Source organism: Sphingobacterium detergens (assembly GCF_003610355.1).
Lineage (GTDB): Bacteria > Bacteroidota > Bacteroidia > Sphingobacteriales > Sphingobacteriaceae > Sphingobacterium > Sphingobacterium detergens.
On record NZ_RAPY01000008.1, the window covers coordinates 217,231 to 233,739 of the forward strand.

At 43.5% G+C, this 16,509-nt stretch carries 13 protein-coding genes and 1 pseudogene; 12 read left to right on the top strand and 2 right to left on the bottom strand.

The genetic code is table 11. The annotated features are described in order from the left end of the window. Window positions 1-65: 65 nt before the first annotated feature. The 4 genes and pseudogenes from DFQ12_RS26825 (at window position 66) to DFQ12_RS26835 (ending at window position 3,582) form a co-directional block, all read left to right on the top strand. Window positions 66-2,036 (top strand): transglutaminase domain-containing protein, encoded by a 1,971-nt coding sequence (locus DFQ12_RS26825; RefSeq protein WP_120262089.1) that lies wholly within the window; start codon window positions 66-68, stop codon window positions 2,034-2,036. 436 nt (window positions 2,037-2,472) lie between these two features. Next, window positions 2,473-2,763, top strand: coding sequence for a dihydrofolate reductase family protein (locus tag DFQ12_RS28430; protein WP_279634440.1), 291 nt, complete (start codon window positions 2,473-2,475; stop codon window positions 2,761-2,763). After that, window positions 2,703-2,993 (top strand): annotated as a pseudogene (locus tag DFQ12_RS28560) (dihydrofolate reductase family protein); the annotation flags it as partial. The gene DFQ12_RS28430 and the pseudogene DFQ12_RS28560, both read left to right, overlap by 61 nt. Before the next feature lie 100 nt (window positions 2,994-3,093). Continuing rightward, the gene (locus DFQ12_RS26835; protein WP_120262090.1) at window positions 3,094-3,582 is read left to right on the top strand and encodes a MepB family protein; all 489 of its coding nucleotides are present in this window, start codon (window positions 3,094-3,096) and stop codon (window positions 3,580-3,582) included. 214 nt (window positions 3,583-3,796) lie between these two features. On the opposite strand, the gene DFQ12_RS26840 is transcribed toward DFQ12_RS26835, so the two are convergent. Beyond that, window positions 3,797-5,278, bottom strand: a complete 1,482-nt coding sequence (locus DFQ12_RS26840) for an aminotransferase-like domain-containing protein (protein WP_120262091.1) — start codon at window positions 5,276-5,278, stop codon at window positions 3,797-3,799. 144 nt (window positions 5,279-5,422) lie between these two features. On the opposite strand from DFQ12_RS26840, the gene bioB reads away from it, so the two are divergent. From bioB to bioD, 6 genes are all read left to right on the top strand, one after another. After that, complete coding sequence (gene bioB, locus DFQ12_RS26845; RefSeq protein ID WP_120262092.1) at window positions 5,423-6,505, top strand: biotin synthase BioB; 1,083 nt, start codon at window positions 5,423-5,425, stop codon at window positions 6,503-6,505. Window positions 6,506-6,544: 39 nt separating this feature from the next. Next, window positions 6,545-7,831 carry an adenosylmethionine--8-amino-7-oxononanoate transaminase gene (gene bioA / locus DFQ12_RS26850; RefSeq protein ID WP_120262093.1) on the top strand — a complete coding sequence of 429 codons (1,287 nt, stop codon included), beginning with the start codon at window positions 6,545-6,547 and terminating at the stop codon, window positions 7,829-7,831. Between the two features lie 111 nt (window positions 7,832-7,942). Next, entirely contained in the window at window positions 7,943-9,073 is a 1,131-nt protein-coding gene (locus DFQ12_RS26855; protein WP_208642632.1) for an 8-amino-7-oxononanoate synthase, read from the top strand. Beyond that, the gene (locus DFQ12_RS26860; protein ID WP_120262095.1) at window positions 9,070-9,777 is read left to right on the top strand and encodes a DUF452 family protein; all 708 of its coding nucleotides are present in this window, start codon (window positions 9,070-9,072) and stop codon (window positions 9,775-9,777) included. The genes DFQ12_RS26855 and DFQ12_RS26860 overlap by 4 nt, the downstream gene beginning before the upstream one ends. A gap of 13 nt (window positions 9,778-9,790) precedes the next feature. Then, entirely contained in the window at window positions 9,791-10,564 is a 774-nt protein-coding gene (bioC, locus tag DFQ12_RS26865) for a malonyl-ACP O-methyltransferase BioC (RefSeq protein WP_120262180.1), read from the top strand. Between the two features lie 198 nt (window positions 10,565-10,762). Continuing rightward, on the top strand, window positions 10,763-11,395 hold the full coding sequence (gene bioD, locus DFQ12_RS26870; RefSeq protein WP_120262096.1) for a dethiobiotin synthase: 633 nt from the start codon (window positions 10,763-10,765) through the stop codon (window positions 11,393-11,395). Window positions 11,396-11,686: 291 nt separating this feature from the next. Here bioD and DFQ12_RS26875 read toward each other — a convergent pair whose 3' ends face one another. After that, window positions 11,687-14,200: a phosphocholine-specific phospholipase C gene (locus tag DFQ12_RS26875; protein WP_120262097.1), complete on the bottom strand. Its 2,514-nt coding sequence runs from the start codon at window positions 14,198-14,200 to the stop codon at window positions 11,687-11,689. 197 nt (window positions 14,201-14,397) lie between these two features. Between DFQ12_RS26875 and DFQ12_RS26880 the strand changes: the two genes are divergently transcribed. Both DFQ12_RS26880 and DFQ12_RS26885 read left to right on the top strand, forming a co-directional pair. Then, complete coding sequence (locus tag DFQ12_RS26880) at window positions 14,398-15,096, top strand: response regulator transcription factor (protein ID WP_208642633.1); 699 nt, start codon at window positions 14,398-14,400, stop codon at window positions 15,094-15,096. After that, window positions 15,093-16,490, top strand: a complete 1,398-nt coding sequence (locus DFQ12_RS26885; protein WP_120262098.1) for a HAMP domain-containing sensor histidine kinase — start codon at window positions 15,093-15,095, stop codon at window positions 16,488-16,490. Before DFQ12_RS26880 ends, DFQ12_RS26885 begins: the two co-directional genes overlap by 4 nt. The last annotated feature ends 19 nt before the right edge of the window (window positions 16,491-16,509 follow it).

Sequence of the window (16,509 nt, forward strand, 5' to 3'; positions counted from 1 at the left end):
ACTTATAAAATTTAATATTATTTCATACATTAGCATTATAATTCTTAACCATATAGTGACTTTTTATGAAAGGTTTTTTCACCAGCCTGCTTATTCTCGGCAGTTTTTGGGCTCATGCCCAAGATTTTTCATTCGGTAAAGTAAAAAAAGAGGATTTCGCGATCGATATTGGCAAATTGGACACTGCAGCCAACGCATTTGTCATTCGGGAGTATGGTTCCGCACAGGTCAACTACACTTCGCACACAGGTCTGGTTGTCGAGTTCGTCAAACATGTTCGGATCAAAATATTGAACAAGGAAGGCTACAACCATGCAAACTTCACCATCCCCCTTTACAAAAGTGGAAATGAACGTGAGGTCGTCACTGACATCAAAGGAGCTTCCTATCACCTACAAGGGGATAAAGTCGTCGAAACTGAAATGACAAAGGCAAACATTTTTAACGAAAATTCTTCAGAAAACATCTCCTTAACCAAGGCTGCCATTCCACAGGTTCAGGAAGGAACAATTATTGAATATCGCTACAAAACGGAATCGCCTTTTATTTTTAACCTCAATACCTGGGAGTTTCAGGAGGAGATTCCCAAAATCTATAGTGAGTATGTCACACGTATACCAGAAATCTGTCATTACAAATCCAATTTAAAGGGAGGATTTCCCATCAAAGACCGTAAAACAGAAAATTACAACACCAGTCTGCGTAGTGAAATCGGTGATATTCTGGGTACCAAAACGACCTATATCATGGAGAATATTCCAGCCTTCCATAGTGAAGACTATATGACTTCTTCTAAAAACTTCCGGTCTATTCTATTTTTTGAACTCGGTCGTTATAGCGTCCCTATGGGACCCACAAAAGACTTCTCCCTAACCTGGGAGAACGTACGGGAAAAATTAATCGCCGATGAAAGTTTCGGCGGTCAGGTCAAACGAAAAGGAGCCTTAAAAGAATTTATCGAACCCGTGCTACAAGGGGCAAATAATGATATCACAAAAGCCTCCCGCCTCTATGCTTATTTTCAGAAACGGATTAAATGGAACAATAAGCACTCGATCTACGCGAAAAATATCAAAGAAGCGCTTGAAAAAAGAACAGGCAATAGCGCCGATATCAATCTCGGATTGGTCAATGCACTGCGTTATGCCCAGTTAGAGGCTATTCCAGTTATTTTATCCACACGCGACAATGGTTATGCCGGATTGTATTCACCTGCAATATCGGAATTCAACCATGTTGTCGCCCAGGTAAAACTCGGTGAGGAATACTATTTATTGGATGCAACCTCTCCTTATGAACCCTTCGGCAATATTCCTTTAAAATGCGTCAACTATCAAGGTCGTTCTATTCCCTTGACTGGTGAGTCTGACTGGGTGAAACTCGAGTCAAAACTCCCCTCTTCACAGAGTAATTTCTTCTTTGGTGAACTTATGGAGAATGGCACGTTAAAAGGAAAATGGGTAACCTCCCGCAATGGCTACCTGGCATCAAGAATGCGTGAACGCCTACAGGGTAGTAATTCAGAAGAGGAATTTTACGAAAAATGGGATGAGGAAAACAACCGTATCAAAATCAATAGCTTTAAGGTTTCCAACAGGGACTCCTTAGACAAACCACTCGCCGAAGAGTTTGAGATCGAGATTGAAAATTTTGCCAGCCTGCAAAATGAACAGCTTGCTTTCAATCCTTACATTGAAAGCAAAACCACCAAAAATCCTTTTAATCTGACCGAACGGAACTACCCAATTGATTTTGGATCCATGATCCAAGAAGAAAGCTATATGGAGATCAAATTACCCAAAGGGTATACATACGCCCCCGAGACAAAATTAAAAAATATCAGTATGGCACTCCCCGAACGGGCAGCCCGTTATATTTTTAAAGTCAGCAATTCGGATCCGAATACCTTACTTATTGAGAGCGCAACACAATTTAACAAACCGCTATTTCTGCCCGAAGAATATTTTGATCTAAAAGAGTTTTTTAGTCGGATTATCCAGGCGCAAAAACTAGATATTGCGCTCAAAAAGATATAATAGTCGCCTTAACAAAAACTTCATGTTATATTGACGATAAACTTAAATAAGGGTGATAAATTTGAATATCAAAAAATAAGAAATAAAATGATTAAAGATTCAGAATTATTCGAACTAGAGTATACCTTTCTTGGTGAAGGTTTCGAGTTAGATGGTGATGACATTATCACCGATGAAGACTAGGTCTTCACTTTTTTAAGCAAGTATTATTCCCCTTATATAATCTCTAAGCCCGGTTGATTCCTCTCCGGGCTTTTTCTTTTCATTTGTCTACATTTTTTAATTTAACTATATTTAGGCATCCTTAAAAACACAGGGATCCCCCATAATTCAGCACTCCTGCCCCACATCCGCACGACAAATTATGATAGGGTTTATTCATTAAAAAATAGATTAAAGCAATAGGTATATGAGAAAAATCATATTGGATCTAGCCATGACGCTAGATGGATTTATTGAAGGTCCAAACGGCGAAATAGATTGGTGCATCATGGACGATGATATGGACTTCGATGGTTTTTTAGCAGGCATCGATACCATCTTTATGGGCGTGTCAGTTATGACGCCTGGGGGAATTTTCAGCCAGACAGCAATGCCAGTGAAGCCGAGGCTAGTCTTTGGAGAAACGTTCACGCAAAGAAAAAATATGTTTTTTCCCATCAGCCAAGACAAGATCCTGGAGCCATCTTTATCAATGATGACATTCAGCAAAAAGTTTCAGCGATAAAGCAGCAAGAGGGAAAAGATATTTGGCTTTACGGTGGAGCAAGTCTAATCAAAACCTTTATACGGGCAAATCTTGTTGATATATACCGTATCTCTGTCCATCCAATTGTTTTGGGTAACGGAAAACCATTATTCGAAGATCTATCTGAACGATTGCATTTAAAACTTGTAGAAAATAGAGCGTTCAAATCGGGTGTCGTACAGTTAATTTACAACGCTGACACAAAATAAAAACGACCAACTAGCTCCAGAAATAGGAGCTAGGATAGGCTTTTGTCAAGCGTTTCGTGACAGCCATAAATTCAAAAAAAAGAAGGCAGTATCAGCATACATGATTAAAGAATTAAAACAACTGGGCGAGATCCTATCCAAAAATATTACGAACCTAACGGAGGACAAGGACTGTGCTGGTTATTTCGGTTTTAACTTTCAACTTGATCAGCGAAATATCAAGTTTCGAAAAGCCAAAATAACGCCTACAAAGGTGGGACAATTCGTCACCCTCTGGAAACGTGATGCCCAGGGTCAAACGACAGCATTTACAGCCGATGACGCTATTGATTATTACATTATTGCAGCAGAACAAGAACCACATGCGGGTCTCTTTGTTTTCCCAAAACAGGTTCTGATCGACAGACAAATCCTAACAACAGCACAAAAGGAGGGTAAACGTGGATTTCGTGTATATCCCGACTGGAGTATCACCCAAAACAAGCAGGCAACACAAAGTAAAAATTGGCAGGGACAATACTTTATTGATCTTAGGATTCCCACTCAGGAAATAAAGGAAAAATTGACAGCTATCCTGCAGATGAGTTGACCATAATTCCGATCCTATCTTCATATAGATCTCAGGTTGCAGACGGATCACAGTTATCTTTATTATCGAGATGGGCAAAACCTAAGCGGCAAGGCTGTCACAGCTCTACTAAGCCTCAACCGTCTCATGATAAGCTTCATACAACAAACGGACCGCATCGTACATATCTTTCTCATCGAGATGGGCAAAACCCAAGCGCAAGGCTGTCACAGTTCTACTTAGCCTCAACCGTCTCATGATAAGCTTCATGCAGCAAACGAACCGCATCGCACATATCTTTCTCATCGAGATGGGCAAAACCCAAGCGCAAGGCTGTCACAGTTCTATTCTGGTACAGGCAGTTACTTGGCAACAATAGTCCTTTTTCCTTTGCTTTTTCTTGTAAGGAGGTCAGTGAAAAGCTGACGTTGAATCGAACCCAAAAAGCTAAGCCCGAAACCGGAACTTCAAATGTAACCTTGTTTTCAAAATTACCATGTAGTAATTGCGCAAATAAGTCTTTCCGTTCAGCAACTATTTTTTGAAACTTCCGCTGATACCGAAAGATATCGCCCTGATGGATAATTTCACCCAATGTTTTTTCGATCATAAAATTGGGCTTACCAAAGAGATTTAGGTATTTTTTTCCCTCCTCCAGGAGGTCTTGAGGAGCAATCAAGAAATTCATCTGAAAACCGGGATCCAAAAAACGACCAAATGTCCCCGTGTAGATTACCCTATTCCCTGCATTTTTGCGAAATAGTGACTCCCCTTTGTCTTTGACCAGCGAAGACTCAAAATCAACATCATCTTCGATCACAATAAAATTATACTGTTCGGCCAGTTGTAACAGCTGTATTTTCCTTTTTTCAGAAAGGCTTACTGTAGTAGGGTATTGGCATTTTGTATTGATGTAAACACACCTGATCTCACCGGGCGCAAAATGATCTGCAATATAATCAATGTCCATTCCCATCGCATCTACAGGAACCGTTTTCAATTTGGCTCCAGCTTGGCTAAAGATCATGTTCGGCAAAAAATAGCTTAGATTTTCGACCAGTACAATATCTCCTTGTTGAATCAATAAGCGTGATAAAATAGAAAAGATCTGCTCACGGCTGGCAATGGGCAGTAGAAAGTTCCGCGAGAGATGGAAACCACGTGTCAAATTGAGGTAATAGCTCAATTGATCCCTAAAAAATAGATTTCCATCAGTCGTAGCCGGAAATTCATCGCTCTTCTTTTTACGCTTTACCATGGAGGCGTAAAAACGTACCAGTTCCTCAGTCTCGATAATACGGTAGTCTGGAGTACCGTCCGTAAAATAATATTTTTCAGGAATTTCAAATACCGGCGTATCCAAGATCAATTCTTTTCTAAAATGATACGGAGCCCGATCCGGTGGTTGCCGAAAAGCTTCGATTGCCGAAGCAGCAGTAATCACACGTTCGGGATTTTTCACAAAGGTACCCCTGTTTGGCAGAATCTCCACCCAGCCTTGCTCCTGTAGTTCTGCCAGTGCAGCGACCACTGTTTTTCGGTGCACATTCAATTCCGTCGCTATCTTTCGGCTTCCTGGGAGAAGATCCCCATCCTCCAGCAGGTTGCGCTTGACAGCATTGATAAATTGATAGACGATCTGTATATAAACAGCATCCTCCTTGCGACGATCTATCTTGATAATCGAATGAAAACCTATACTAACCGGACTACTCATTATGTTTATTTCGGACTACCAAAGTTAAGGTTTAAACTGTAATCTTTGCAATTCAACTGAAAAAAACAGGCGCATGGAAATTTGATATCTACCGCATTTTTCTGTGATAGTAACCTGATTTCCAAACGATCAAACACAAAGAACATGAGCACAGAAAAGAATTGGACACAGGCAGAAGTTGTTGCCTTATATAACAAACCGATCATGGAACTGTTGTACGAAGCTGCTACAGTTCACCGTACCTATCATGATCCAAATAAGGTACAGGTATCTACCTTGATTTCCATAAAAACTGGTGGATGTCCTGAAGATTGCGCTTACTGTCCGCAAGCAGCACGCTATCATACTGACGTTAAGGCCGAGCGGCTGATGAGTGTAGAACAGGTAAAAGCGCAGGCTTTGGCAGCCAAGGCTGGCGGCAGTTCACGGATATGCATGGGTGCCGCCTGGCGCAATGTCAAAGACGGACCAGAGTTTGACCAAGTATTGGATATGGTCCGTACACTGAACAGACTGGATATGGAAGTCTGCTGTACCTTGGGTATGCTGACCGAAAATCAAGCGCTCCGGTTATCGGAAGCAGGACTCTACGCCTATAATCACAACCTGGATTCCTCAGCTGAGTATTATGAAGAAATTATCTCGACCCGAAGTTACGATGACCGCTTGCAGACCATCGAAAATGTACGTAAGACAAATATCACGGTATGCAGTGGCGGTATTATTGGTATGGGGGAAAGCATAGCCAACCGGGCGGATATGCTGATTACACTCGCTTCGCTCATCCCACAACCCGAGTCGGTACCGATCAATGCGCTGGTTCCGGTCGCTGGCACTCCGATGGAAGAGATGGAAACAGTATCCATATGGGAAATGGTGCGCATGGTTGCCACCGCACGAATTTTATTACCGCAAACGCAGGTTCGTTTATCAGCGGGTCGCACCAATATGAGTCGCGAGGGACAAGCTTTATGCTTTTTTGCTGGCGCAAATTCCATTTTTGCAGGTGATAAGCTACTGACAACGCCCAACCCTGCTATAAACGAGGATATGGAACTTTTCAAAACGTTAGGGCTGATTCCCCAACAGCCTTTTGAGAAAAAAAGCCAACCTAAAACCATCGCGATGGAGGATAGTCAATACCAGGCACTGGGTGAAAAACCACAATGGTCGCGACCTGACCACAAAATTCAACGCAATCTGGACAAACAGCATCAGGAAAAATAGATCAGGGACAGAAAATCAGGAATTGAAAAAAATAACATCATGACAGCGCAGCATACGACCGACGATTTCGACAGACAGCACCTATGGCACCCCTATACCAGTATCACAGACCCACTGCCAGCCTACAAGGTGAAGCGGGCGGATGGTTGTATGATTGAACTGGAAAATGGGCAGCAGCTGATCGACGGCATGTCATCCTGGTGGTGTACCATTCATGGGTATAACCATCCGGTATTAAATGCCGCGGTAACAGCCCAACTTAACAAGATGTCGCATGTGATGTTTGGCGGTTTGACACACGAACCGGCAATTGCTCTTGGCAAAATGCTCCTTGAAATCACACCGCCTTCACTCAACAAAATATTTTATGCTGATTCAGGTTCCGTTGCAGTGGAAGCGGCACTCAAAATGGCTGTACAATATTGGGTGGCACAAAAGAAGATCAACAAGACCAACTTTGTTACCGTTCGTTCGGGATACCACGGTGACACCTGGAATGCCATGTCTGTATGCGACCCTGTGACCGGTATGCACCGTATTTTCGGCAATACCCTCCCCCTTCGTTACTTCGCAGCGGCCCCTCAAATTGGGTTTGATGAAGAATGGGATGCCAGCGACATTGCTCCACTGGCCGCACTTATCAGAACACATCAAGACGAATTGGCGGGTCTGATCCTTGAACCCATTGTTCAGGGAGCCGGTGGAATGCGCTTTTATCATCCCGAATACCTTCGTCAGGCGGCACAACTCTGTAAGGAGAATAACATCTTACTGATTTTTGACGAAATCGCCACTGGATTCGGTCGCACCGGTAAGCTCTTCGCCTGTGAACATGCGGCTGTAGCACCAGATATTCTATGCCTGGGTAAGGCCTTAACAGGTGGATACATGACCTTATCTGCAGTAATCACTTCCACGGCTGTTGCAGAAACGATTTCCAATGGCAGCCCGGGTATGTTTATGCACGGCCCAACTTTTATGGCGAATCCACTGGCCTGTGCCGTAGCGCTTGCCTCGATCAAATTATTATTGTCAACAGACTGGAAAACAAAGGTGAAATCTATTGAAGAACAACTGACACAAGCACTTGCACCAGCAAAAGACTACCCCCAGGTAGAAGATGTCCGGATTTTGGGAGCCATTGCTGTTATCGAAATGAAGAATCCGGTATCCATGGCCAATATCCAAAAACGATTTGTTGAAGAAGGTGTCTGGATCAGACCTTTTGGCAAATTGGTTTATATCATGCCGCCTTTTATCATTGGGACTGAAGAGTTAAACAAACTGACACAGGCTTTGCTCAAGGTCGTCAAAGAAATCAATTGATGGAGCGCATTCTACACTATAGCATTGTGGATGAACGAAGAAGAAAGAACAGGTTCAATTCAAGGTCGTTAAAGAGATCTACTAATGGAAAACAATCTACTCGATAGCTTTGTGGATGAACTTCACAAACTCGAAAAACAAGGAAATAGGCGAACACTCCCCCTGATTACCCAGCAGGGAAACCACATCCAATACGAAGAGAAAAACGGTTACAACCTCTCCTCAAACGATTATCTGGATCTGGCTACGGACCTGACATTGCGTGAAGATTTTTTACAATCGGTCAACAGCGACAATGCGCTTTTCAGCGCTTCATCTTCACGCCTATTAACTGGAAATCATGTGCTGTATACCCAACTGGAGGAGCGGTTGAGCGCTATGTTCGGTACCGAAAGTGCTCTGGTCTTTAACAGTGGTTATCACATGAACACAGGTATACTTCCAGCCATCTGTCATGGGCGTACCTTAATCCTCGCTGACAAATGGGTGCACGCCAGTCTAATTGATGGGATTCGGCTTTCAGCAGCACAGCATTTCAGGTATCGCCATGCCGACTATGCCCATCTGGAAGAATTACTAGCAAAACATGCTTCCCACTTCGAACGCGTCATTATCGTCACGGAAAGCATTTTCAGTATGGACGGGGATTGTACAGACCTCGGCTACCTAGTTCGCCTCAAACGCCGTTATTCGAATGTCATGTTGTATGTTGATGAGGCTCATGCGGTGGGCGTACGTGGCGAAAGAGGACTTGGCTGCGCAGAAGAGCAGGGATGCATTGATGCCATTGATTTCCTGACAGGTACCTTTGGAAAAGCACTGGCCTCGCTAGGCGGTTACCTCGTCTGTCGGCAGCCGATTCGGGATTATTTGATCAATAAAATGCGGACATTGCTATTCACAACTGCCCTCCCGCCGATCAATCTCCGCTGGAGTTTATTTATTCTGGAACGCTTGGACAGTTTTTCAGATCGACGTCAGCAATTGTGTAAAAACAGCACGTTGCTCAAACAACAGATCGTCGCAAAGGGGTACGAATGCGGCTCACAAAGCCATATTCTGCTTCTTATAATAGGCGATAGCAATGCGGCTGTCCTGAAAGCAAAAGAACTGCAGCGAAAAGGATTTTATGTCCTTCCGATCCGTCCACCTACCGTTCCGGAAGGAACTTCAAGAATACGTATTTCATTAACAGCAGGGATGCCAGCATCGCTTATCCATCAACTTGCAGCAAGCCTATGATATTCAAAAAAATTACCCATGCACTTCATCCGGTTAACCCAGATAATTTGGTATCACTAAATAATACAATATCATCCAACAAAAAGCTTGTCTTATTCTTTGTGGGATGGGGAATGGATGAACATCTGTTTTCTGATTACGCCCGATCCGGACAGGATCTGATGATCGCCTACGACTATTCTTCCTTAACACTGGACGAAAACCTTCTAAAGGGCTACGAAGAAATCCGGGTTTTCGCTTGGTCTATGGGCGTATGGGCAGCTTCACAGGTATTACCGAAACTGCAGATGCAGCATTATCCGATCAGTACCTGCACAGCAATCAATGGTACGCCATTTCCGATTGATGACAACAGAGGAATTCCAGTCCAGGTATTCCAGTCCACCTTGAACACGTTAAGCGAAAAAACGCTTGATAAATTCAGGCTACGAATGTGTGGATCAAGAGAGATGTTAAACCATTTTCTTGCTAAAGCCCCCAGGCGGGACATAGCGAGTCTTCGAACAGAACTGACCGCAATTGAAGAGCAGGCGACAGCACAATCAGCAACAGCATTTCAATGGGATGAGGCCTATATCGGAAATGATGACCGCATTTTCAGTCCGGAAAACCAACAACGAGCATGGGCGCACACCCCTCATAAATGTGTCGACATGGCCCACTATCCCGAAAAATTATTTAAACAGCTTTTGCAGGAGATCTAAAATGCTTAACATCATGGACAAACAACGGATCAGATCCCGCTTTTCGAAAGCCGCACAGAGTTACCACTCAGCCGCGGTTGTGCAAGGTCAAATTGCCGAAAAAATGATCAACTTGCTCCGGAACCTTTTTCTCATCAGTCCAGACAGGGTGCTCGAAATAGGCTGTGGAACCGGATTCTTTTCCCGTTTGTTGCTCCAGTACCTTTCTCCGAAGCATACAATCTTCAACGATATCTGTCCAGAAATGATCAAAAGCGTGATGAATATCGTCTTGTCGCAGCATAGTTCGCAACATTACAGCTTTATCTGTGCCGATGCCGAAACCTTCAGTCTACCCGACGGACTGGATCTCATTACCTCCTGTTCCACTATTCAATGGTTTGAAGACCCTAGCGCCTTCTTTGCGCGCTGCCATACTGCACTTCATGCGCATGGTATCCTAGCATTCAGCACATTTGGCGAAGAAAATATGCGCGAGATCAGCAGCACAACAGGAGTCGGCTTGACCTATCGTACCCAATCGGCACTCCTAACGGAACTGTCGGCATTGGGGTATGAAATTCTCCTGGTAGAAGAAGAACTCATGAGTTTAACCTTTGAAACCCCCTTACAGGTGCTCAGCCACCTGAAAAAAACCGGAGTGACAGGCATAAAAAATCATCGTTGGACAAAAAGCAAGCTTCAGGCCTATTGTACCGAATATATAGATCGTTATGCTGTGGGCACGCGGGTTCCGCTGACTTATCACCCCATCTATATCATCGCAAAGAAAAAAATGAATAATTAAACAAGCAGTGTTTTAAAACCTGGTTTAGCCGTTTCGGATTGAACAATGAACACATTAAACAAGAGCGCCAAATAGGAAAGCGAACTGATGTGTAGTAAATCTGCTCCTGAATGCGCTGACAGGTGACAGATCTTTACGAAATCTCAACAACACATCGCACTGAATTGACAATCGAATAAGTAGCGAAAAAACATAAAAATGAAAAACAACATTTATTTTGTATCCGGCATAGATACCGGAATAGGCAAAAGTTACGCAACTGGTCTTATTGCAAAGCAATGGAATGCAGAAGGTCTGCGTACAATCACACAGAAACTGGTACAGACCGGAAACACAACGATTTCGGAAGATATTATCTTACACCGCCAACTGATGGGCATCGCCTTTACCGAAGATGACCAGGAGAAAATAACCATGCCTGAAATTTTCAGCTACCCCGCATCACCGCACTTGGCGGCACAAATAGATAAACGTGAAATTGACTTCGAAAAAATCAAGCAAGCGACAGCGCAGTTAAGCCAGCGCTATGATGCTGTACTGGTAGAAGGTGCCGGTGGCCTCATGGTACCACTCATTGAGGATTACCTGATCATCGATTATATCAAGGAAATGGGTTATCCTTTGCTTTTTGTAACCTCCGGCAAATTGGGCAGTATCAATCATACCCTATTAAGCCTGGAAGCCATTGCCACACGTGGGATTAATCTGCATACCGTCATCTACAACACTTTTCCTGTACTTGAAGACAGCACCATCAGCACAGAAACACAGCGTTATCTCCGCAATTATATTCAAAAGCATTTTCCCGAAACCAAATTTATCACCTTATAAACGCATTTAGGCAAATAATGCTGTTTAGGACGACAATCGTTGCGTGTAGATCACTAAATCAAGTTCAGTAATCGAACCTCCAACCTTATTTCAAGTCACAATAGGACCATTAGTACGTTCTTCTCATTGCAGCTATTTCGCTTACGATGAGAAGAACGTCTAATCGCAGTTTTAAATGACCTTAGTCAAGCTGCACCAGTCAAACTGCTGTATTACCTAAATCCTGCAACGAAAGGTCGAGCCTACTGCCATGGCCAGACTGCTAATACAAACAGCCTTGCTTGCAAAACACTAGGCCAATAAGGGATCAGTCGTGGTTTCCACTCCCGTCTCCAATCGTCCCGCAAGCTGTAGTTCAAAACCAGCATTGCCCAGCCCCTTGATGGCAAGATCGTACCAATTGCCCTGTGCGGCAATATCCAAGGTCAGGATAAGTTCTTTACGGGCTCCGATTTCCTTTGTCACTGTATAATGCTGATAATTCAAACTTTTCACCTCCACCTGAACAGTCTTTGCATCCAGGTTTTTGAGTGTTAGTTGTAGCTTGCCTGTCGGTGCTTTGGTCAGTGATTTAAGTTCTGGAGACACCGCGGCCAACAACGTTGGCGCGTCTTTTTGTCCGGCAAACTTTCGGTAGAAACCATTTGGTCCATGGAGCTCAAAGGCATATAGCTGTCCTTCAAATTTCCGCAGATCCCATTGATAGTCGAGGTTATCTCCGGCCTTGACCGCAAAATTCCAGTTTCGATAGGTTTCGATTTGGCCCTCTTCGTCTGTATAGGCAAGTGGACTATAAACATTGAAAGGTACTCCAGTCGTTTTTTCACCAAATATGGTTTTATCCACCTGCATCTTCAGGTTAAATTGACCGTTCTGCACATAACCAACAGCATCATGGCCATAGGGTAAGGCCGCTGATTTACGGGTTCCTTTTTCCTGTACACGATTGAATTTCGAAGTCCAAACCCGCTGTTTAGCCTGATTCAGGTCCGTAATTTCAATAAACCCGCCCGGATTATCCTTGAACTGGGCATTGTATATGGTTTCTATATATTGGTTTCGATCTAGAAAAGGGAGCTGCTCCTGCGCTTGGACAAAGGGTGTGAAAGCTGCTGTCAGATTACCGCAGATCGTCCGCCGCCAGGCACTGATATGATCCAGATGAATATTTTTGTTGTGTTTATGGTTAAAGAAGTATTCCAAGAACTGTAAAGTCGAGGTATGGTCAAACACTTGGGAGCAGACTTTTCCTCCCCGTGACCAAGGCGATGCGATATACATCGGCACACGGAATCCCAACCCAACCGCTCCCTCACGGGCCTGTTTTTTTGGAATCCCCTGTTTGAGCTCATTGCCCAAACGTACCATTTCCACTTCGCTATCAATTCCCGCCGAACAGGCTCCTGTATCTTTCCTCTTTAGATCCGGTACGAGGAAAGGTTTCACATGGTCGTAATAGCCATCATTCTCATCGTAAGTGATAATAAAAATGGTCTTTTTCCAGACCTCCGGATTTTTGGTCAGGATATCCAATACTTCCGACACATACCAGGCACCATACCAAGGGGCACTGGGATGATCCGAGAAATTTTTGGGACCAGCCAGCCAGGATACCGCAGGCAATTTACCACCGTCGACATCTTTTCGGAACTGATCCAGCACATCTCCTTTAGGTACCTCCAAAGTCCGCTTTTTCCCCTGTTCCTTAAACTGCAATGTCTCTAGCTTACGGTAATTATTATCCCCTTTATTGATCGTAAAGGCTCGTTGATGTAAAGATTTCGTAAGATCAGACAGTTTATTATAATTGTCGGCATTGAATTGTTTCAGTTCAGCTTCGGCCCGCTCCAGGGTTTCACTTTTCTTACGGATATCAACACGGATTTTCTCGGCCTGCTCTTCGGATTCGGGCGACCGCTCCTCGAGCTTAGAGATTTGCCCTGGCAGATCACGTACCTGTGTTGCAAGGTTGCTGACGTAAGTATCTTTGAATTTGACCTGATAGGCCTGAAAAAATTCCAATAGATTACAACCAAAATTGGACAACCAGGCCCGCTCTTCACCCGATAGTCCGCCACCACAGCTTGTTTCATTTTGATAAAAACGCCAATCTATATTGTTCTTTTCCAACAACTCGGGAAAGGTTTCCCAGGTCATTTTACCATAACCGAAATCATCATTACGAATATTGACCTTCTGCAATCCATCTTTTATTTCGGTGATCTTACCTGTCCAAAAGAACGAACGATTGGGGGTTGTACTGGTCATGCCTGAACAGAAATTCTGATCACATACGGTAAAAGCATCCGCCAGTGCATAGTGGAAAGGTAAATCTTCACGTGTGAAATAACCCAGCGTCAGCGGCATTGCTGCATATTGCTTGTTACCCGATTGCTTCGCAGTCAACCATTGGTCGTATTTCCCCTGGTTATAGGCGTCCACCTGACTCGCCCTGCTATGGGGAAGTGAGCCCATCCAAGTCACCTTGCTCTCTTTGAGATTTAGCCGAAAAGGAGCAAATACTTTCCCCGCCTTATCTGTCTGATACCATACCGGTAGGTCGTTGGGTAACCGTACTGCACGTGGATCATTGAACCCCCGTACGCCGGAGAGACTCCCCAACGTATGATCAAAGGAACGATTTTCCTGCATCAGGATCACAATATGTTCCGCATCCAGAAAACTACTTCCCGGCACCGGATCTATTGCAAAGGCTTTCTGAATGGAGGCCGGCATAAAACTAGCGATACCAGCAGCTCCGGAAAATAACAAGGTCTTTCGAAGAAATTCTCTTCTGCTTTCCATAATGTTTATCTATAATTTCGATTTGAATCTACTTAGATTTCTTTTTGTTTCATATTTCTTCGTGTAAATCTTGTGTTACTAAATTATTTGCAGGAGAAGAATATGTCAAAAGGGTGGAGAATTTGTCAAGAGAAGAATATCGTAAATGGATGCGATGGATAGGGTTTGCAAAATTTGCTTACTTTTACAAAACGACAATGCATACATTTATGGTGGACATTTTGCTACTCGAAGATGACAGGGTTCTTTCTACTGAAATTAAATCCTTTTTACTAAGTCAGGGTTTCTCTTGCGACCAGGCCTTTGATGGCATTGAATTTTTGGCGCAGACGCATCAAAAAAAATACGGCTTTTACTTGTTGGACATCAATGTTCCCAAGATAAACGGTCTAGAAATCTGCAAGAAAATACGCAGTCATGATGCACTGACCCCGATTATCATTCTCTCCGCCTATGATGATATCGACGACAAAAAGGAAGCATTTCTCCGTGCCGCAGATGATTATTTAGTCAAGCCCTTTGTGCTGGATGAGTTGCTGATGCGCATCAATTCACTTCTTCGCCGGCAGCAACACAACGAAAGCAATAGCGCCAAAACGTTGGTCATCGATGATCTGATCATTTATCCTGAAGAGGCCAGGGTGCTGCGGTCAAATGAAGAAATCAACCTGACGCAGAAGGAATTTCAGTTGCTATTAATATTGGCACAGGCCAATGGACGCACCTTATCCAAACAACATATTTCCGAAGAAGTATGGCAAAATCAATTTCAGACAACACAAAATACCATCGAAGTTTACATCAATTTTTTACGTAAAAAAATTGATAAGAATTTTGAAAATAAGCTTATCCACACCAGACCTGGATTTGGCTATTACCTCGCTGCGGATAAATGACTTTAAAAAAGAAAATAGCGATCAGTTTTAGTATTGCGTTCTCCATCCTATTCGGAATCGCAATGCTCATCATCTATTATGCTAGCGTTGATTTCAGAAATGATCAATTTCGTCAGCGGCTGGTTGATAAACTGGATTATATTTCACATTATATTGCCAATACGCCTTCTTTTGATCGTGAATCGTATAAAACTTATTTTCAAGATATTGAAGATGGACTCTTTTATGAGGATGTCATCATCCTGGACAAACATAAAAAACTTATTTTCAGCACGGTAAAAGACAAAACAATTACCTGGAATCAGGCGATTATCAACCGTCTGGACAATGAAAAACGAATCTTCTACAAACAGGACCAATATGAAATATTGGGCAAATACTACCTGATCAACAAACAGGCTTACTACCTTTTGGTCAAAGCCCAGGATTATTCCGGCAACGAGAAACTAGATCACCTGGCGATCGTATTAACGATCCTATTCTTACTCAGTACCTTGCTAATCTGGATCTTTAGCTACAATCTCATTCTTCGTTTATTACATCCGTTGGACAGACTCAAAAAGGACATTACACAAATCAATGCCAGTAAGTTGACCAACCCGGTTAAATATGGCGGAAATACAGATGAGATCGCGGTATTAACCCAAGCATTCAATACCATGCTGAAACGGCTGTCCAGTGCATTTGAATCCCAAAAAGAATTTAACTCAAGTGCTTCCCATGAGCTGCGCACACCACTGGCGAGAATGTCATTCCAATTGGAGAACCTCCGGCATCAACAACAGCTTGATGAAGATGTCAGCCATGTACTTGACAATATCGCAAAAGAAACACTCCACCTTTCGGAAGTAACAAACTCGCTGATGCTGCTTTCAAAATTTGATTCGGCAACACTCCAAACCACTTATCAGGAAGAACGGATTGACGAAATCATTTTCACGGCATACGAAAAGGTCGCAAAAGCCTTCCCCGATCTGCAGCTTGATTTTTCTATTAAAGGCATCGCAGATCCTAAATTGACCCTCGTTTGTTCGACGCAGCTGATTGAAATCGCCTTTGTCAATCTATTCAAAAATGCAGCGCTGTACTCCTATCACCCTGAAGTAAGTGTTGTTATCCATGAATCTTCGACGCAACTGAAAGTACTGGTAACCAATCATGGAGCTGCGCTAAGCAGCACTGATCAAAAGCGTATTTTCGATGCGTTCAGCCGCGGCGAGAATGCCGCAGAAACCACCGGATCGGGCTTAGGGCTGCGGATCGTCAAACGCATTATGGATTCTCATCAGGCCAGCGTCGAATACAAAGCCAATACACAGCATTCGTCCCATACATTTACACTCCGATTCCCCAAGTCGACCACCGAAAACAGCGATCCCCTACCCATCCAATAGGCAGCTGAGGTAAAGAATG

Coding starts and splice junctions, on each gene's coding strand:
- DFQ12_RS26825 (WP_120262089.1), top strand. CDS start 66: ATGAAAGGTTTTTTCACCAGCCTGCTTATTCTCGGCAGTTTTTGGGCT.
- DFQ12_RS28430 (WP_279634440.1), top strand. CDS start 2,473: ATGACGCTAGATGGATTTATTGAAGGTCCAAACGGCGAAATAGATTGG.
- DFQ12_RS26835 (WP_120262090.1), top strand. CDS start 3,094: ATGATTAAAGAATTAAAACAACTGGGCGAGATCCTATCCAAAAATATT.
- DFQ12_RS26840 (WP_120262091.1), bottom strand. CDS start 5,278: ATGAGTAGTCCGGTTAGTATAGGTTTTCATTCGATTATCAAGATAGAT.
- bioB (WP_120262092.1), top strand. CDS start 5,423: ATGAGCACAGAAAAGAATTGGACACAGGCAGAAGTTGTTGCCTTATAT.
- bioA (WP_120262093.1), top strand. CDS start 6,545: ATGACAGCGCAGCATACGACCGACGATTTCGACAGACAGCACCTATGG.
- DFQ12_RS26860 (WP_120262095.1), top strand. CDS start 9,070: ATGATATTCAAAAAAATTACCCATGCACTTCATCCGGTTAACCCAGAT.
- bioC (WP_120262180.1), top strand. CDS start 9,791: ATGGACAAACAACGGATCAGATCCCGCTTTTCGAAAGCCGCACAGAGT.
- bioD (WP_120262096.1), top strand. CDS start 10,763: ATGAAAAACAACATTTATTTTGTATCCGGCATAGATACCGGAATAGGC.
- DFQ12_RS26875 (WP_120262097.1), bottom strand. CDS start 14,200: ATGGAAAGCAGAAGAGAATTTCTTCGAAAGACCTTGTTATTTTCCGGA.
- DFQ12_RS26880 (WP_208642633.1), top strand. CDS start 14,398: ATGCATACATTTATGGTGGACATTTTGCTACTCGAAGATGACAGGGTT.
- DFQ12_RS26885 (WP_120262098.1), top strand. CDS start 15,093: ATGACTTTAAAAAAGAAAATAGCGATCAGTTTTAGTATTGCGTTCTCC.